Source organism: Enterobacter sp. ECC-219, assembly GCF_043966805.1.
GTDB classification, from domain to species: domain Bacteria; phylum Pseudomonadota; class Gammaproteobacteria; order Enterobacterales; family Enterobacteriaceae; genus Enterobacter; species Enterobacter cloacae_N.
The window spans coordinates 4,963,268-4,980,201 of record NZ_CP143680.1; the positions used below are offsets into that span (position 1 = coordinate 4,963,268).

The 16,934-nt window shown below is 58.2% G+C and carries 16 protein-coding genes; 6 read left to right on the forward strand and 10 right to left on the reverse strand.

The annotated features are described in order from the left end of the window. Nucleotides 1–6 precede the first annotated feature (6 nt). The gene (locus V1603_RS23535) at nucleotides 7–1,176 is read left to right on the forward strand and encodes a DNA repair protein (RefSeq protein ID WP_302220274.1); all 1,170 of its coding nucleotides are present in this window, start codon (nucleotides 7–9) and stop codon (nucleotides 1,174–1,176) included. On the opposite strand, the gene V1603_RS23540 is transcribed toward V1603_RS23535, so the two are convergent. Next, complete coding sequence (locus tag V1603_RS23540) at nucleotides 1,177–1,941, reverse strand: siderophore-interacting protein (RefSeq protein WP_395313341.1); 765 nt, start codon at nucleotides 1,939–1,941, stop codon at nucleotides 1,177–1,179. Nucleotides 1,942–2,088: 147 nt separating this feature from the next. Here V1603_RS23540 and V1603_RS23545 point away from each other — a divergent pair, with 147 nt between their 5' ends. Beyond that, nucleotides 2,089–2,583 (forward strand): PadR family transcriptional regulator, encoded by a 495-nt coding sequence (locus V1603_RS23545; RefSeq protein WP_116342146.1) that lies wholly within the window; start codon nucleotides 2,089–2,091, stop codon nucleotides 2,581–2,583. On the opposite strand, the gene V1603_RS23550 is transcribed toward V1603_RS23545, so the two are convergent. Next, nucleotides 2,580–4,139 carry a methyl-accepting chemotaxis protein gene (locus tag V1603_RS23550; protein ID WP_116342148.1) on the reverse strand — a complete coding sequence of 520 codons (1,560 nt, stop codon included), beginning with the start codon at nucleotides 4,137–4,139 and terminating at the stop codon, nucleotides 2,580–2,582. The genes V1603_RS23545 and V1603_RS23550 overlap by 4 nt on opposite strands. Nucleotides 4,140–4,475: 336 nt before the next feature. Continuing rightward, the gene (locus V1603_RS23555; RefSeq protein WP_395313342.1) at nucleotides 4,476–5,996 is read right to left on the reverse strand and encodes a methyl-accepting chemotaxis protein; all 1,521 of its coding nucleotides are present in this window, start codon (nucleotides 5,994–5,996) and stop codon (nucleotides 4,476–4,478) included. A gap of 435 nt (nucleotides 5,997–6,431) precedes the next feature. Between V1603_RS23555 and ygjG the strand changes: the two genes are divergently transcribed. Next, entirely contained in the window at nucleotides 6,432–7,811 is a 1,380-nt protein-coding gene (gene ygjG / locus V1603_RS23560) for a putrescine aminotransferase (protein WP_395313343.1), read from the forward strand. A 97-nt stretch (nucleotides 7,812–7,908) separates the two neighbouring features. Next, nucleotides 7,909–8,880 carry a hypothetical protein gene (locus V1603_RS23565; protein ID WP_316379888.1) on the forward strand — a complete coding sequence of 324 codons (972 nt, stop codon included), beginning with the start codon at nucleotides 7,909–7,911 and terminating at the stop codon, nucleotides 8,878–8,880. Nucleotides 8,881–8,919: 39 nt separating this feature from the next. Here V1603_RS23565 and V1603_RS23570 read toward each other — a convergent pair whose 3' ends face one another. Continuing rightward, the gene (locus tag V1603_RS23570; protein WP_395313344.1) at nucleotides 8,920–9,522 is read right to left on the reverse strand and encodes a helix-turn-helix domain-containing protein; all 603 of its coding nucleotides are present in this window, start codon (nucleotides 9,520–9,522) and stop codon (nucleotides 8,920–8,922) included. Between the two features lie 42 nt (nucleotides 9,523–9,564). On the opposite strand from V1603_RS23570, the gene V1603_RS23575 reads away from it, so the two are divergent. Continuing rightward, nucleotides 9,565–10,251 (forward strand): B3/4 domain-containing protein, encoded by a 687-nt coding sequence (locus tag V1603_RS23575; RefSeq protein WP_316379886.1) that lies wholly within the window; start codon nucleotides 9,565–9,567, stop codon nucleotides 10,249–10,251. A 12-nt stretch (nucleotides 10,252–10,263) separates the two neighbouring features. Further along, complete coding sequence (locus V1603_RS23580) at nucleotides 10,264–11,112, forward strand: dihydrodipicolinate synthase family protein (protein ID WP_395313345.1); 849 nt, start codon at nucleotides 10,264–10,266, stop codon at nucleotides 11,110–11,112. 39 nt (nucleotides 11,113–11,151) lie between these two features. Here the strand turns inward: V1603_RS23580 and lsrG are convergent, their stop codons facing one another. The 6 genes from lsrG to lsrA are packed head-to-tail and all read right to left on the reverse strand — an operon-like array spanning nucleotide 11,152 to nucleotide 16,837. After that, the gene (lsrG, locus tag V1603_RS23585) at nucleotides 11,152–11,445 is read right to left on the reverse strand and encodes a (4S)-4-hydroxy-5-phosphonooxypentane-2,3-dione isomerase (RefSeq protein ID WP_044597614.1); all 294 of its coding nucleotides are present in this window, start codon (nucleotides 11,443–11,445) and stop codon (nucleotides 11,152–11,154) included. Beyond that, a complete protein-coding gene (gene lsrF, locus V1603_RS23590) occupies nucleotides 11,442–12,329 on the reverse strand; it encodes a 3-hydroxy-5-phosphonooxypentane-2,4-dione thiolase (protein WP_166712396.1) in 888 nt (295 codons plus the stop codon). Before lsrF ends, lsrG begins: the two co-directional genes overlap by 4 nt. 11 nt (nucleotides 12,330–12,340) lie before the next feature. Beyond that, nucleotides 12,341–13,342 carry an autoinducer 2 ABC transporter substrate-binding protein LsrB gene (gene lsrB, locus V1603_RS23595; RefSeq protein WP_395313346.1) on the reverse strand — a complete coding sequence of 334 codons (1,002 nt, stop codon included), beginning with the start codon at nucleotides 13,340–13,342 and terminating at the stop codon, nucleotides 12,341–12,343. A gap of 1 nt (nucleotide 13,343) precedes the next feature. Further along, on the reverse strand, nucleotides 13,344–14,321 hold the full coding sequence (lsrD, locus tag V1603_RS23600) for an autoinducer 2 ABC transporter permease LsrD (RefSeq protein ID WP_395313347.1): 978 nt from the start codon (nucleotides 14,319–14,321) through the stop codon (nucleotides 13,344–13,346). Then, nucleotides 14,322–15,353 carry an autoinducer 2 ABC transporter permease LsrC gene (lsrC, locus tag V1603_RS23605; RefSeq protein WP_395313348.1) on the reverse strand — a complete coding sequence of 344 codons (1,032 nt, stop codon included), beginning with the start codon at nucleotides 15,351–15,353 and terminating at the stop codon, nucleotides 14,322–14,324. Further along, on the reverse strand, nucleotides 15,350–16,837 hold the full coding sequence (lsrA, locus tag V1603_RS23610) for an autoinducer 2 ABC transporter ATP-binding protein LsrA (protein WP_395314010.1): 1,488 nt from the start codon (nucleotides 16,835–16,837) through the stop codon (nucleotides 15,350–15,352). Before lsrA ends, lsrC begins: the two co-directional genes overlap by 4 nt. Between the last annotated feature and the right edge of the window lie 97 nt (nucleotides 16,838–16,934).

Here is a 16,934-nt window from a genome sequence, read left to right on the forward strand (position 1 = left end):
GGCATCATGAGCACACCGATCAAACGGCTAGAAATCATTAAAAATGCCATTGAACTGGAAGATGACGACATCATCCAGAGCCAGCTGACACGCCTGAAAAATGAAGCGTTTGACGATGAGCTACAGGCAATCGTCGTGATGCTTGAGCAAAAGAACTACACCGCGGCGATGGCGGCCATTACCGCCTGGCTGCAGAGCCAGCGCGCCGTGACCCAATGGCGCGATCCGCAGGTGGCCGCCAGCAAGCTGGAGCTGAAGGCGCTGGAAGAGCGATTGCGCGATCTGATTGACCGCCGCAACGCACGCGTACAGCAGCTTGATGAGTTCAACGATTTGTATTTCTCACGGCTGGGCCCGCTGATGCAGCAGATCCTCGCCCTGCGTAAAACCCTGGCGGAGCTGAACCTGCGTCGTCAGCAGGCGGAGGCGCGTCGTCGCGAGGAAGATTACCGTCGCTGCCAGCGCTATATGGCGCAGGCGGTAGAGGTGCTGGCTACGCTCACCCAGCGCTGGCGCGATCTTCCGGCCGACTCCGTGCAGGCCGCTGAGGCGCGCAAGCATCTTGAGCAGCAAAGTAATCTGATTGCCAACCTGCTGGCCGAAGCGCTCGAGCTGGAGAGCGGCTTAACGCGCGAAGAGGAGCCTGCCCGGCAGGCCCGCGACGAGGCCAACGAAGAGTACGAGAAGTATCGCGAACAACATCACGATGCCGAAGTGCGTCTGCGTAAGGGGAAAGATCTCTCGGAAGAGGATCAAAACGAGCTCAAGCGCCTCTGGCGGCAGGCGAGCAAGCTCTGCCATCCGGATTTAGTCGCAGACGATCTAAAAGAGGAAGCCAACGCGATGATGGTGCAGCTCAACCAGGCGAAGCAGCGCGGCGACGTAAAAGCCATTCGCTCGCTGGTGGCCCGCCTGCAGCAGGGCTTCGAACCATTGATGGCAAGCGACAGGCTGAACGATCTGGAACGTATCCGTAAAAAAATGGCGCAGGTCCGCGAGCAAATCGACACCTTAGTGCACGAGCTGGCGGAGCTGGAAAAAGAGGAGTCCTGGCTGCTGGTCTCGTCGCTGAGCAATATGGAAGCGTACTTTGCTCAGCAGGAGAAAGCGCTACACGAGGTTCGCGCCTCGCTCGAACATCAGGTGAACGAAGCGCAGCTGGATTCGGCAGCCTGATTATTTAGCGTGCCAGTATGCGCTGGCACGCACCAGCTGCTGGTCAATCGAGTCGGTTTCAAACTGGCGGCTCAGGCTTTTCACCACCTTCCCTTCCCCGGTCAGCCAGATAAAGTAATCCTCAGCCGGAACGGTCAGCGCCGCCAGATGGTCCGCTACCGCCTGCGCGTTGTGGCCCACCACCCATGTGATATTGAATTCGCTCAGGTGCGCCAGATAGCCTTTGTAAGATTCGTCCCCGACCGTCACTACCGCATGAACCTCCGGGCGAACCGGCAGTTTAACAATGCTCTCTAAGCGCCGACGCAGCGCGGGCATGCCGGACTCGTCGCACACGTACAGCTGCCAGGCGTAATCCTCCGGCACCACCAGAGAACCGCGCGGGCCGCCGATGGTCAGCCTGTCGCCCGCTTTCGCCTCGACCGCCCAGCGGCTGGCAACCCCGCCGTCATGAATGAAGAAATCGAGCAACAGCTCATGATTTGCCTCATCGTACAGCGGCGTATAGTCGCGCGCCTGCGGACGCACGCCGTCGCCCCAGTCGATGCCTTCATCGGTGACCAGCGGCGGAACAAACGTGGTGCCAGGTGCCGGGAAAAAGACTTTGGTGTGGTCGTCGAAACCGCGGGAGCTAAAGCCCTCCAGCGCCTCGCCGCCTAAAACAATGCGCTGAAAGCCTGCGCTGATGCGCTCAACGCGGCGCACCGTCAGCTCGCGAAAGCGCAGGTCATTACGCACGCGCTGTGGGTAACGGGTAGATGCCATTTTTAGCCTCTTGTCTTGTGAATACGATATATCGAAACTGATTTTTAAATGATAATGATTACTAATCAGTAAAAATGCAAGATCTTTTAGATTGCATCTAAATATATCTTAGATATAGTTTAGATATATCAAATTAAAGAGACTACTATGCGACACGAACACGATGGCGGCGGACGCCGACCGCGCTTTTTCGGCCACGGCGACCTGCGGCTGGTGATCCTGGACATCCTGACCCGCAGCGCGAGCCACGGCTATGAGCTGATCAAAGAGATCGAGAATCTGACTCAGGGGAACTACACTCCGAGCCCTGGGGTGATCTATCCAACCCTGGATTATCTTCAGGATCAGACCTTTATCACCATCACGGAAGAAGAAAGCGGTCGTAAGAAGATTGCGATTACCGCTGAAGGACAACGCTGGCTGGACGAAAACCGGGAACAGCTGGAACAGATCCAGGTGCGTATTAAAGCGCGCAGCGTCGGCTTTCAGCTGCGCAAAAACCCGCAGATGAAGCGGGCGCTGGATAACTTTAAAGCGGTGTTAGATCTGAAGGTAAATCAGGGAGAGCTCAGCGACGCGCAGCTCAAGCAGATTATCGGCGTAATCGACCGCGCGGCGCTGGAGATCTCCCAGCTGGATTAAGCCGGCGCGTGCTCGCTCACGCGGAAGACGCGTACCAGCTCTTTCAGGTGCATCGCCTGCTCGTTAAGGGATGCCGCCGCCGCGACGGACTCCTCCACCAGCGCAGAGTTCTGCTGGGTGGTGGCATCAATCAGGCCAATCGCGCTGTTGATCTGCGAGATCCCTTCCGTCTGCTCGTGGCTGGCCTGGCGGATCTCGCGCAGGATCACGTCCATCTCCTCCACGTTGCCGACCATCCCGTTGATCAGAGCGCTCGCTTTTTCCACCAGGTTCATCCCGTCCTGGGTCTGGCTGGTGGAGCTCTCGATCAGCTCGCGGATTTCGCTGGCTGACGACGCGCTCTTCTGGGCAAGCTGGCGCACCTCGCCGGCCACCACCGCAAAACCACGGCCGTGCTCGCCGGCACGCGCCGCTTCCACCGCCGCGTTCAGCGCCAGAATGTTGGTCTGGAAGGCAATGGCGTCGATCAGGTCGATAATGTCGGACATCCGGTTCGACGTCTCGTTAATCAGGCGCATTTTGCTGGTCACCTGCTTCATCATCTCCCCGTTGTTTTTGACCACCGTGGCGGCATCTGCCGAGAGGTTGGTCGCTTCGCCGGTGTGCGAGGCGGTGTTTTTCACCGTCGCGGTGATCTGCTCCATCGAGGCGGCGGTCTGTTCAACGGAGCTGGCCTGCTCTTCGGTGCGCGCGGCCAGATCCTGGTTCCCGGCGACAATCTGCGCGGCCGCGCTGGAGATATTCTCCGAGCCGGTTTGCACCTGCTGCACAATGTCCAGCAGGCGGTTTTTCATCTCCATCAGCGCGTGCAGCAACAGGCCCGTTTCGTCCTTGCCGTGCGGCGTGATGCTGCCCGTCAGGTCGCCCTCTGAAATGGCATTGGCAAACTTCACCGCCTCGCCGAGCGGACGAGTAATAGCGCGCACGATAAACCAGCCAATCAGGCTGCCCGCCGCAACGCTAAACAGGGTGATCAGGATCAGCAGTAGCCGGTTGGATTTAAAGTCACCTTCCACCTGCTTCCCTGCGCTCTGCATCTCATGGTTCTGAATCGCAATCAGCTCCTGCACTTTGGCTTTATAGGCCTGCTGCACGGTGAGGGTGCGGGTCATCATCTCCTGGATTGCAGCCGCGCGATCGTTGTTCTGCACCGCCTGCAAAATGCGATAGCGCGAGTCCAGATACTGCTGACGAACGTCGCGGATCTCGGCAAGGACCTGCTGTGATTTCGGATCCTGCAACACGCTGTTTAGCTCACCCAGAATCAACGTAATATGTTCGCTAATCGTTTTAAGATGCTGCTGCGACTGCGCCGTGTACGTTCCCTTATCATCCAGCAACATGAGCTGCTGAGTGCTAATAAATTCCTGGAAGTTGTCGATTAACTGGTTCGCTTTTACCGTGGTCGGATAATCATGGGTAATGATGGATTGCATCCCGTTGTTAGCCCGGTTCAGACTCAGTAAGGACATACTGGCGCTAACTACCATCAGGACAATAAAGAATCCAAACGCCAGAAATAATTTCGTGCCGATCTTTACGTCATGTAAGAACATATTTTCTCCATCGATGTGATTATTTCTCAGACGATCGCTGTTATCGGTAACGAATCCGCTAACTTTATGACTTTGATCGTTTTTTTATTTCATAACCATCACAATGGATAGGTAGAGGCTATTAATACCGCCTCATCGATCGTTACCAGACCACCAGAACAGGGTTTTGCAAAATAGCATCACGGAAAACTGACTTAGGCAGGAATAAATAACTGAGGCACTTTCTTTAGTTATTTAATATCTGATTAACAATAAAACATATTAATAGTCACAAGCAGAAATAAAAAAGCCGTTTATTCCTTACGGTATAAACGGCTTTTCCGGAACACTACTGGCTCAATGGAGCACCGTTACCGCATCCTTAAGACGCCCGGCGCGGTGTTTCACCATGGCAGAAATGTGCGCGCTCTCCTCGACCAGGTCGGCATTTTTCTGCGTGATGCTGTCCAGCTCCGCCACCGCACGGGTTAATTCTGACAGTCCGGTGGCCTGTTCGGACGTCGAGTGGCTGATCTGCGCGATAAGCTGCGTCACGTTTTTCACCTGCTCGACAATGTCATCCATCGTGCGGCCTGCGGCGTGCACCTGCTCAGAGCCGGACTGCACCCTGCTGGCGCTGGCATCAATCAGCTTACGGATATCGTTAGCCGCATTAGCGCTGCGGCTGGCGAGATGGCGGACTTCCCCCGCGACTACGGCAAAGCCTTTTCCCTGCTCGCCGGCCCTTGCCGCTTCAACGGCCGCGTTCAGCGCCAGGATATTGGTCTGGAAAGCGATATCGTTAATCAGGGTGGTAATCGAGCCAATTCGCTGCGTGCTGTCGGCGATGTCGTCCATGGTTTTGACGACGGTCTGCATCGCGTTTCCGCCCTCCGTCGCCGCGCTGCTCGCAGCCACGGAGAGTTTATCCACCTCAGCGGCGGTTTCAGAGTTGCTCTGAACGGAAGCGGCCATCTGGTTCATCGTTGCGACGGTCTGCTGCACGTTCGCCACGGTCTGACGCGTACGATCGTTCAGCGCTTCATTCCCCTGCGCCAGCCTGTCGCTGCCGTCACGGACGCTCATCACCTGGCTTGAGACGTCATTAATGAGCCAGCGGCACATCAGCCCCAGCTGTCCTACCGCGCGCAGGGTCAGCCCCAGTTCGTCGCTGCGGTTCAGATGCTGCACGCTGTTACGCTCGCCGGTCGCCACCTTCAGCGCCTGACGCGCCACGTTCTCGATCGGGCGGACAATCTGCTGCTCAAACAGCAGCGTACCCAGCAGCATTACCACGGCAGCCGCTGCGAGCGGTGCCCAGGCTGCGGAGGTCGTCAGCAGGGTAGCGGCAAGCGCGGCAAAGAGTACCGCCATCACGCTGCGTACCCGCCAGCGCAGCGGCATTGCAGGAAGTTTACCCCGCCAGCCCTTACGCACCACCAGCCCTTTGTGAATACGTTTTTTACAGCTCCCGTTATTCAGCGCCCGGTAGAGCGGCTCCACGGCGGCAATCTCTTCCTCCGTGGCTTTGGTGCGGATCGACATATAGCCCGTCACCTGCCCGCGGCGTACCATCGGCACCGCATTCGCACGCACCCAGTAGTGGTCACCGTTTTTGCGTCGGTTTTTGACAATCCCGCTCCACGGCTCGCCCTGCTGCAGCGTGTACCACATATCGGCAAACGCGGCTTTTGGCATATCGGGGTGGCGCACCATATTGTGCGGCTGGCCCGTCAGCTCATCAAGCTGGTAGCCGCTCACCTGCACAAAGGTGTCGTTGGCGTGGGTAATGTAGCTGTGGACGTCTGTGGTAGACATTAAGGTGGTGTCGTCGTCCAGAGGATAATTATTCTGGGTGACAAAGGAGGGAGAAGACATGATGGGCATTCCTTGCAGGTTATTCGAATGTTAATTTTGTGGTTTATTGTTTTTTCGGCGGTAAACAATTTATCTTTAGTTGTTAAAGTTGATGGAGATCGCAGATTTCACTTAAACCGCACTTTTTGTGAGATTTTATAATTCATTGATTTCAAATACTTTCACAAAGAAATTACCTACAAAATATGACCTGTTAACGCCCACTTAAGCCGCAAGCAATGCACTCCTTTAGTGCAATTGCCCTTTTCTGCCCCTCACAACGTATGTTGCCGTGTTCCGCGAAATCCCGTTTCGGTTGTATTGGCATGATTAAATATTGTGCAACAATATTTTAACCTGGCGTTTATCCCGATTTTCGTTAAGTCATCTGAAGTGGCGTAATCCCTGCAATACTTAAACCAGTATCATGTGATACGCGATCCCCGGGAGCACATTTTGAACAGGTTACCTTCCAGCGCCTCGGCTCTTGCCTGTACCGCGCACGCACTGAATCTCATTGAGAAGCGAATGCTCGATCATGAGGAGATGAAACAACTTAACCGAGAGGTCATCGATTACTTTAAAGAGCACGTCAATCCTGGTTTTCTGGAGTATCGCAAATCTGTTACCGCCGGCGGGGATTACGGAGCCGTAGAGTGGCAAGCGGGAAGTCTTAATACGCTTGTCGACACCCAGGGACAGGAGTTCATAGATTGCCTGGGTGGTTTCGGTATCTTCAACGTGGGGCACCGTAATCCAGTAGTGGTTTCCGCCGTACAGAATCAACTTGCGAAACAACCTCTCCATAGCCAGGAACTGCTCGACCCGCTTCGCGCCATGCTCGCGAAAACGCTGGCGGCCTTAACCCCCGGCAAACTGAAGTACAGCTTCTTCAGCAACAGCGGCACGGAATCGGTCGAAGCGGCGATTAAGCTCGCCAAAGCGTATCAGTCGCCGCGCGGGAAATTCACCTTTATCGCCACCAGCGGCGCGTTCCACGGTAAATCCCTGGGCGCACTGTCGGCGACCGCGAAATCCACCTTCCGCAAGCCGTTTATGCCGCTGCTGCCGGGCTTTCGCCACGTGCCGTTTGGCGACATCAACGCCATGCGCACCGTGCTGAGCGAATGCCGTAAAACCGGCGATGACGTGGCGGCGGTGATCCTGGAGCCGATTCAGGGTGAAGGGGGTGTGATCCTCCCTCCGCAGGGCTATCTGCCCGCCGTGCGTCAGCTGTGCGATGAGTTTGGCGCGCTGCTGATCCTCGACGAAGTGCAGACCGGGATGGGACGCACCGGCAGGATGTTTGCCTGCGAGCATGAAAACGTTCAGCCGGACATTCTGTGTCTGGCGAAAGCGCTCGGCGGCGGCGTGATGCCAATAGGAGCAACGGTTGCAACGGAAGAGGTGTTCTCGGTGCTGTTTGACAATCCGTTCCTGCATACCACCACCTTTGGCGGCAACCCGCTGGCCTGCGCGGCGGCGCTGGCCACCATCAACGTGCTGCTTGAGCAAAACCTGCCCGCGCAGGCGGAGCAGAAAGGCGACATGCTGCTGGACGGCTTCCGCCAGCTGGGGCGTGAGTACCCGGAGCTGGTGCAGGAAGCACGCGGCAAAGGGATGCTGATGGCGATTGAGTTTGTCGACAACGAAATCGGCTACAGCTTCGCGAGCGAGATGTTCCGCCAGCGGGTGCTGGTGGCCGGCACGCTCAACAACTCGAAAACCATCCGCATTGAACCACCGCTGACGCTGACCATTGAGCAGTGTGAGCAGGTGCTGAAAGCGGCGCGTAAAGCGCTGGCAGCGCTGCGGGTGAGCGTGGAAGAGGCGTAATATCTACTCCCCCTCCGGACGAGGGGGAGTTTAATGACCCATCTGGCAGAATAAGTTATCATCCCCTCTATCTCGGCTATCTTCTCCTGAGGAGACCATGCGCTATTTTTTCCTGGAATGGGTCAATCCTTTCGAAATCATGATGCTTAATTCGCTTGCTAAGGATCACCCCGTCAAGCAAATTAATCGCATTATGCGACGCTTTAAATCGATCAATGCCCTACTGCCAGGCCAGGCGTTAAAAAAATGGCATAAGCGCGCGCACTGTGCCGTTAAATTATCGGCAATAAAACCCGATGATATTGTGATTTGTAATGGGTATAGCGTTTTTCCGTTCCTGGATTATGTCGCCAGCATGCCGTGTAAAAAAGTTTTGATTCTGCGCGACTCCGTGGATGCCCTGACGCGCAAACGTCGTCTTCTTGGACAACTGGCGCAGGATGCGTATTACATCGACACCGTTCGCCCCTTCTTTGATGCTATTTATAGCTTTGATCCTGCTGATTGCGAGCGCTATGATCTGCATGCGATTGAGCAGTTTTTGCCTTTTAGCTGGCAAGAAATTCAGCAATTTCAAAATGAGAGCGCAACTGAAAATAAAAGCTGCTTTTTTGTCGGCGGCTATGAACCCATTCGTGCAGAAGTTCTTCGCACACTCACACCGGTGCTCGAAAATAGCGGCTATAAGACGGATTTTTATCTGCTGGATAAGTACAATAATCAGGATAACTACCCCGATAATTGCCAGAATAAAAAACTCAGCTATCTGGACAATATAGATAAAGCCAAACGCTGCTCGGTTATGCTGGAAATAAACAAACCTGAGCAAAATGGATTAACGCTTCGCGCGCTGGAAGCTTTGGTTCTGAACAGGAAGCTTATCACCACCAATGCGTCGATTAAGACGATGGCGCTTTACGATCCCGCCCGTATTTTTATTTATAACGGTGTCGATACCGAGGGTCTGGACGCCTTTCTTCAAAGCGACCTGCCTGAGAGGGATGAGAAACTCCTCAGACAGTACTGTGCAGACAGTCTGCTTGCTACGTTGCAAAAGCATCATTCCTGAAAGGAGCTCGCCCGGTATAATCCCCTACCGGACTGCTTTTTAACGGTGAAACTCCGCCACGGTCATGGTGAAACGAAGCACGGCATCGCCTTCATTCGCATAGCCGTGCGCGGCTTCGGTTTTCGCCACCGCCGATGCGCCTGCATTAACCTGCGTCACCGTCTCGTCCACCGTCAGCGTCAACACGCCTTCGTTCACGTGCAACAGCTCAAAGGTTCCCGACGGATGCCCTGTCGAGGTGAAATACTCCCCCGGATGCATCTCCCACTGCCATAACTCAATCATATCCGGGCCCGCAGTGCCTGCCAGCAGCCTGGCGTAACCGCCCTGTTCGCCCTGCCACAGCACCGGAATCGCCGCTTCTTCGATAACGTGCACCAGCGGCTCGCTGGAGACGTTGACGATATCCGCCACGGAGATGCCGAGCGCGGCGGCCAGCTTGCACAGGATGGCGATGCTAGGGTTGGCTGCGCCCTTTTCGATCTCCACCAGCATCCCTTTGCTGACGCTGGCCCGGCGGGACAGCTCGTCCAGCGACAGCTTTTTCTCTTTCCGCCAGTTGCGGATGCGGTTCGCCACGGCCAGGCTTACCTGGGCAACATCGGCACCCTGCGCAGTCATTATATTGACTTTATCAGTCATTGGTCACTACCATGGTATAAAACAGTCAATACAGGATTATTTATGTCTCTCGTTACGCCGTCAATAGACTCACGTCTTGCCGGGATTGCCCCGGGCTTTCGGGCACTGAGCATTCTGGTTGAAGCTGCGCCGATTACCCACCCGGAGGTTGCGCCCGCCGCGCTGGCGCAGGCCTGCCGGCAGGTGTTGAATGATGATGTGCCATGGGCTGATGCACACCTTTCTGACTGGGATGAGGTGTTTAAAGCCTTCGGTGCGAAACCGAAACGCACGCCCTGTTCGGCCTCTGCCCTGCGCAAGCGGGTGCTGAAAGACGGTTCGCTGCCGTCGCTGGATCCGGTCGTGGATATCTATAACGCGGTGAGCATTCGCTATGCCATTCCGGTGGGTGGGGAAAATCTCGCGGCGTACTCGGGTGCGCCCCGTCTGACGCTGGCCGACGGCAGCGAGCCGTTTGATACCTTCAAAGAGGGACTGCCGGTGGTAGAACATCCGGAACCGGGTGAGGTTATCTGGCGCGACGACCTCGGCGTCACCTGCCGCCGCTGGAACTGGCGCCAGGGGATACGGACGCGTCTGGACAGCCAGGCGCAATCCATGTGGTTTATTCTTGAAAGCCTGCCATCGATGCCGCTTGCGGCACTGGAAGAGGCAGGAGAGGAGCTGGTCAACAACCTGCAGCAGCTGATGCCGGGAGCCACGGCTCAGGTCCAGCTGCTGACGCTGTAAGAGGACAACACGATGTTTCACGGATTAAGCGCGTTTCCGTTAACGCCCCTGAAAAATGGGATGTTTGACGAGCAGTCCTTCATCAATCTTCTGCGCCCCGTGGTCGACGCAGGCGTGGATTCACTGGGCATTTTGGGCTCAACGGGAAGTTATGCCTATCTGACCATTGAAGAGCGCGGCCGAATCACGCGCTGCGCGGTGGAGCATGCTGGTGACGTTCCGGTCATCGTCAGCATCGGCGCACTTAGGCTGGACGATATTCTGCGTCTGGCTGACGACGCGCAAGCGGCAGGTGCATCTGGCGTGCTGATGGCACCCGTGTCGTACCAGCGATTAACGGAAGATGAAGCGTTTAATCTCTATGAAACGGTGACTCGCCAGCTCTCCGTACCGCTGTGTATTTACGATAATCCCGCCACGACCGGTTTTGCGTTTAGCGATGAATTGTTATTTGCTACCGCGGCCCTGCCGAATGTGGGCTCCATTAAGCTTGGCCGCGTGCCGGAGGAGCTGTCGCAGGTACGCGCTCGTCTTCCTGATACCGTCACGCTGGGCATTGCCGGCGACTGGCGGGCAGCATCTGCCCTGCAGGCCGGGTTTGACGTCTGGTATTCGGTCATCGGCGGGTTGTTTCCGCAAACAGCGCTGGCGATTGCGCGTTCGAAAGAGGCGGCGCAATCCGAGCGGCTGGAGCCGCTGTGGGAATTGTTCCGTCGTTACGGCAGCTTACGGGTGGTGGCAGCAGCGGCAGAAATGCTGGGGAAAGTTGAAACACCCGCGCTCCCCTTCCCGCTTCAGGCTATTCAGGGTGAGCCGCGCGAAGCGCTTGCTGCGATTCTTGCGGAGCTGAAGCTGGCCTGAACAACGCCGGGTGGCGCTTGCGCTTACCCGGCATGACCGCTACTCCGGCAACAGCCCCACAAAACTGCGTTTTTTGCGCGGCTCCGACATCAGCTCCTCAAGCTTATCCACGCACGCCAGATAGTGCGGCGTTTGCTTGTGCGCCAGCACCGCCTCTTCGTCTTTATAGGCTTCGTAGATAAAGAACCGGGTTTTCACCCTTGGATCCTGCAAGACGTCAAAGCGCAGGTTCCCCGGCTCCCTGATTGCCCCCTCGTGGTTGGCGCGAAACACCTCCAGAAACTCGTCCACGCGCTCGGGTTTGATGTTGATCTCCACTAACGTCACGTTCATTTCGCTTCTCCCTGTTTCTCTTCCTGCCAGAACTGGAACGCGTCACGGGCGTTCCAGCTCTCGTGAACCACTTTCTTCACCGCCTTCAGCATGGCGAGCGGCGCGCTGGACTGGAAGATATTGCGCCCCATGTCCACGCCGGACGCGCCCTGGTCGATAGCGCGCCAGCACATCTCCAGCGCCTCGTGCTCCGGCAGCTTTTTGCCCCCGGCGATGACAATCGGCACCGGACAGCTGGCGGTCACCTTTTCAAAGCCCTCGTCCACGTAGTAGGTTTTGACGAACTGCGCCCCCATTTCGGCCGCAATGCGGCTGGCGAGCGAGAAATAGCGCGCGTCACGCGCCATCTCTTTGCCCACGCCCGTCACCGCCAGCGTAGGCATGCCGTAGCGCGCGCCCGCGTCTACCAGCTTGATGATATTGTTGATCGACTGGTGCTCAAACTCGCTGCCGATGTACACCTGCGCCGCCACCGCGCAGACGTTCAGGCGCAGGGCATCCTCCATCGCCACCGCCACGCACTCGTTGGACAGCTCGCCCAGAATCGAGTTACCGCCGGAGGCGCGTAGCACCACCGGTTTGTTCGTCGCGGCGGGCACCTGGCTTCTCAGGATTCCGCGGGTGCACATCAGCACGTCGGTTTCACCAAACAGCGGCGCGATGGAGAGATCGATACGCTCAAGGCCAGTGGTCGGCCCCTGAAAGTAGCCGTGGTCAAAGGCCAGCATCACTGTGCGGTTGCTCTGCGGGTTGAAGATGCGCGAAAGCCTGGACTGCATGCCCCAGTCCAGCGAGCCGCAGCCTTTCAGCGTGAACGGTACATTCTGCTGCGGCGTGCCGATGCCAAAATCCTTGCCGTCTTTGATGTCGTCTAAATCAGCCATTTGCTCCCCCGTCAGAAATCGTATTTATTGATGTTCCCTTTAGTGAACACCACGCGCTCCGGCAGCAGCACAATGCCGTTGCCCTTCGCCTCATACTGGTAGCCCTGCACGCTGTTCGGCTCGACCTTCAGCGCGCCGATATCTTTTACGTCCACGCTGTCGCCGACGTTAAGATCGCCTTTTTTCAGCAGGCGATCGGCGACATTGACCGCAATTTTGCCCTGTTGTACCACGTCCCACAGGCCGAAGGCCTTCACCGTGCCGCGCTCAACGTACGGGCGCATCACGTTCGGCGTGCTGAAGCCGACAATCGCCACCCCTTCCCGCTTCAGGTTTTCCGCCGCCTGTGCCGCTGCCGGCAGCGCGTTGGCGTCCGGGGCAATGATCGCATCCAGATCCGGATACGCTTTTAAGATCCCTTCGGCGGTTTGCAGGGATTTGGTGGCGTCGTTATAGCCAAACTGGGTGGTGACGATCTGCCACTGCGGGTGATCTTTCTCGATTTTGGCTTTCGCCTCTTTCACCCACTGGTTCTGGTCGGTAACGGTGGGGCTTGAGTAGAAGAACGCCACTTTAGCGTTCGGTTTAGTGACCTGCTTGCCCGCCATCTCCACCAGCAGGCCGCCAAGCTGCTCCGGCGTCCCCTGGTTGATGTAGATGCTGCGGCACTCCGGCTTAGTGTCGGAATCCCAGGTCAGGACCTTGACGCCGCGCTGCATCGCGCGCTTCAGCGCCGGGCAGAGGCCGTCCGGCGACACGGCGGAGACGATAATGGCGTTATAGCCCTGGTTGACGAAGTTATTGATGAGCTGCACCTGGCCGGAGACGCTCGGCTCGGTTGGGCCGTCGTAGGTCACGTCCACGCCGAGGTCTTTCCCCGCCTCTTTTGCGCCGTTACCGCCGCTGGTGAAGAAGCCCACGCCTACCAGCTTCGGGATAAAGGCAATGCGGTCCGCCGCCTGCGCCGAGGCGAAGCTGAGGGCCATTGCCAGGACAAACAGTTTTGTTTTCATCTTACGCTCCGGATAGTTTTCTGAAGAGAGAACGCACCCACTCGCGGTGCAGACTCAGCGAACGTCCCATCACCACCACAACCAGCAGCGCCCCTGACAGCGCGCTCGACACCTGGTTTGGGATGCCGACCATCTGTAAACCCTGCTGCAGGTAGCCCACCAGCAGCGCCGCCAGCGCCGTACCGACAACCGAACCTGAACCGCCGTAAATATTGGCCCCGCCGAGCACGGCGGCGGTCAGCGCGGGCATGAGCAAATCGCGCCCCAGATCCGAACGCGCGGAGCCGAAATAGGAGACCATCACCAGCGCGGCAATCGCCGAGGCCACGCCCACCAGACCGTACAGCGCGTAGGGCATGCCGTTCACCGACAGCGCCGCATAGCGCGCCGCGCGAGGATTCTGCCCGATTAAAAACAGATGTCGGCCAAAGCGCCCGCGGTGGGTAATCAGCCAGAAGAAGACGGTAATCACCGCGAACAGCACCAGCGGGATCGGCAGACCCAGCACCGTGAGGTTAGCGAACGCCGTGAAGCTGTCCTGGAAGCCGCCGATGCCCTCATAGCCCGTCGCCCCCGCCATGCCGGAGAGCAGCAGCGCGCCGCCGCCGTAGAGGTAGAGCGTGCCGAGGGTGATAACCAGCGGGCTGATGCCGGTGTAGTGAATCAGCGCGGCATTAAATAATCCGCACAGCAGGCCGAGCAGCAGCGTCAGCGGAACGGCGACCGCCATCGGCCACCCCGCCTGCATCATCACGCCCAGCGCGATGGCGCACAGGCCGATGGTCGAGCCGAGGGAGATGTCGATCCCGCCGCTGATGATCACAAGCGTGAGCGGCAGCGCCACGATGCCGATGCAGATAAAGTCGCTGGTGCTGAACAGCAGCATGTTGACGTCGAGCATGCGCGGGTTGATGGCGCCAAAGAGCAGGATCTCCAGCACCAGTAAAATCAGCAGCGCGCTTTCCCAGTTAAGCCTCATTTACGCCACCTCTTTTTTGCGTTTGGGAAACGGGGTGACGTGCTTTCCCCCTTTGTTACCCGGCTGGAAGCGACCGTACTTCAGCGCCCGCTGATGGCGTGCCAGCGCCTGGCGCAGGCGCCCGTCGAGCACCAGCACGCCCAGCAGCACCAGCCCGGCGATAAAGTCGTTCCACCACGCCGGGAGCCTGAACAGCACCAGCACGGTGTCGATTTGGGTCAAGAAGAAGGCCCCGAGCAGCGCGCCAACCAGCGTGCCCGTGCCGCCCAGCAGCGAAATACCCCCGAGCACGCAGGCGGCGATGGCCTTCATCTCCAGCCCGCTGCCGGTCTGGTTGGGTACAAAGCCAATCTGCGCGGCAAAGACGATCCCGGCGCAGGCCGCCAGCATGCCGTTCAGGGTAAAGGCAATCATGCAGGTGCGGTTCACCGCCACGCCCAGCTGGCGCGCGGCGGCGAGGTTATCCCCCACCGCGTAAAAATCACGCCCGAACGCGGTACGCGACAGCGTCCACGCGCCTGTGGCCGCGACGATCAATACCAGCATGCCGAGCGGCGAAATGCCGATGGCGGCTGGCTCAGAGAGGGATTTCAGCCCCGGCGGCAGCCCTTCAATCCACTTTCCGCCCGTCCAGAGCAGCATCGCCCCGCGGTACAGCCCCAGCGTGCCGAGGGTGGCGACAATCGCCGGGATGCGCAGCCCCACTACCAGGAACCCGTTGAACGCCCCGGCCAGCGCACCAATAGACAGCGCGAAAAGAATGGAAACCGGCAGGCTGTAGCCGCTATTCAGCGCCACGCCGACGGCGATGGCGGACAGCCCGACGATGGAGCCGACGGACACGTCGATATTGCGGGTCAGCATCACCAGCGCGGCACCGATGGCCAGCAGGATCAGGATCTGCGAGCTGGCGAAGATCATCCCCAGCGTCTGTAAACTCAGGTAGGACGGGTTCAGCGCCACCAGCACGGCGAACAGCGCCAGAATGGCGAGAAACGCGCTCAGCTCGCGGTTTTTGAGTAAGGTCTTCATGATTGCCCTCCAAACGCCAGCGCCATCATCTTGTCGAGGCTGACGGCGTGGCGCGGCAGCTCGCCGCTGAGTACGCCCTGATGCATCACCAGCACGCGATCCGCGAGGCCGGGAAATTCATCGAGATCGCTTGAGATCATCAGCACCGCCACGTTCTGCGCCGCCACGCTTTTAATGAGCTGATAGATGTCGGCGCGCGCCGAGACGTCCACGCCGCGCGTCGGTTCATCGACGATCAGCAGTAAAGGGTTGGCCTCCAGGCAGCGCGCCAGCAGTACCTTCTGCTGGTTGCCGCCAGAGAGCGTGCGCACGGTTTGATCCGCATGGTTGAGCTTGATCCCCAGCGCCCGGTGGTAGCGCTCCACCACCGCAGACTCCCGCCCGCGCTGCTGCCAGAGAGACGGCTCGTTCAGCGCCACCGTGTTCCAGCGGATCGGCGCGTCGAGGAACAGGCCGGACACCTGCCTGTCTTCCGGCAGGTAGACCAGCCCTTTTTCCAGGCGTGAACTTACCGGATCGCCTGTAATGTCCTGATTCTCCAGCCAGACGCGGCCCCCGCGTACTGGCCGCAGGCCGTAAAGCGTTTCCGCAAGCTCGGTGCGCCCGGATCCCACCAGCCCGGCCAGGCCGACGATCTCCCCGGCGTAGATCTCAAGGCTAAGATCGATAAACCCTTCTCCGGTGAGATCGTCCACCCGCAGCACCGGGAAATCCTGCGGCTGGGTGCGACGGTTGCCCGGCAGCGCCAGCCACAGCTTTTGCGTATCGCTGAGAGATTTATCCCGGCTGACCGGCGTCATGGCGGCGATCAGGGCGCCATCGTCAAACTGCGCGGTTTCGCCGCTCAGCACCACCGCACCGTCGCGCATCACCGAGACGTGGCTCGAAAGCATGCGAATTTCCGGCAGCTTGTGCGAGATAAAGACGATCCCGACGCCGAGCGCCTGCAGGGCGCGGATCTGGCGAAAGAGCCGTTCGGTTTCGCCGGGTGTGAGGGAGGCCGTAGGTTCGTCGAGGATCAGGATCCTCGCGTTGCGCATTAGCCCGCGCAGGATCTCCACCATCTGCTGATCCGCCACCTCCAGGGTGCTGGCGGCGGCATCAAGGTTAAGCTGGCACTGCAGCTGCTGGAGTTTCTCCGCCAGCCGCTTTTCCAGATCGCGCTCACGCGGCAGGCGGAACAGGATGTTTTCCCGCACCGTCAGGTTGGGGAACAGCAGCGGCTCCTGCGGCACCAGGTAAATGCCTAACCTGTGCGCCTGCACGGGCGTGAGCCGCGCATATGACTGCCCCTCGACAGAAAGTTCACCGCTGTCCGGCGTCTCGACCCCGGCGATGATCTTCATCAGTGTCGATTTTCCCGCGCCGTTTCCGCCCATCAGCGCGTGCACCTGGCCCGCAAACAGCGTGAAATCAATGCCTTTAAGAACCGGCACGCCTGAGAACTGTTTGCTGATATTCCGCGCGTCGAGAAGTGAGGTCATCATCGCTCCGCTATTGAACAAATGATTTTTAGATTTAATAATGTTCAAAAGCGTAGACGGTGAACTATATTTACAACCGTGCAGGGATCACAGTTTT

Coding starts and splice junctions, on each gene's coding strand:
- V1603_RS23535 (WP_302220274.1), top strand. CDS start 7: ATGAGCACACCGATCAAACGGCTAGAAATCATTAAAAATGCCATTGAA.
- V1603_RS23540 (WP_395313341.1), bottom strand. CDS start 1,941: ATGGCATCTACCCGTTACCCACAGCGCGTGCGTAATGACCTGCGCTTT.
- V1603_RS23545 (WP_116342146.1), top strand. CDS start 2,089: ATGCGACACGAACACGATGGCGGCGGACGCCGACCGCGCTTTTTCGGC.
- V1603_RS23550 (WP_116342148.1), bottom strand. CDS start 4,139: ATGTTCTTACATGACGTAAAGATCGGCACGAAATTATTTCTGGCGTTT.
- V1603_RS23555 (WP_395313342.1), bottom strand. CDS start 5,996: ATGTCTTCTCCCTCCTTTGTCACCCAGAATAATTATCCTCTGGACGAC.
- V1603_RS23565 (WP_316379888.1), top strand. CDS start 7,909: ATGCGCTATTTTTTCCTGGAATGGGTCAATCCTTTCGAAATCATGATG.
- V1603_RS23570 (WP_395313344.1), bottom strand. CDS start 9,522: ATGACTGATAAAGTCAATATAATGACTGCGCAGGGTGCCGATGTTGCC.
- V1603_RS23575 (WP_316379886.1), top strand. CDS start 9,565: ATGTCTCTCGTTACGCCGTCAATAGACTCACGTCTTGCCGGGATTGCC.
- V1603_RS23580 (WP_395313345.1), top strand. CDS start 10,264: ATGTTTCACGGATTAAGCGCGTTTCCGTTAACGCCCCTGAAAAATGGG.
- lsrG (WP_044597614.1), bottom strand. CDS start 11,445: ATGAACGTGACGTTAGTGGAGATCAACATCAAACCCGAGCGCGTGGAC.
- lsrF (WP_166712396.1), bottom strand. CDS start 12,329: ATGGCTGATTTAGACGACATCAAAGACGGCAAGGATTTTGGCATCGGC.
- lsrB (WP_395313346.1), bottom strand. CDS start 13,342: ATGAAAACAAAACTGTTTGTCCTGGCAATGGCCCTCAGCTTCGCCTCG.
- lsrD (WP_395313347.1), bottom strand. CDS start 14,321: ATGAGGCTTAACTGGGAAAGCGCGCTGCTGATTTTACTGGTGCTGGAG.
- lsrC (WP_395313348.1), bottom strand. CDS start 15,353: ATGAAGACCTTACTCAAAAACCGCGAGCTGAGCGCGTTTCTCGCCATT.
- lsrA (WP_395314010.1), bottom strand. CDS start 16,837: ATGACCTCACTTCTCGACGCGCGGAATATCAGCAAACAGTTCTCAGGC.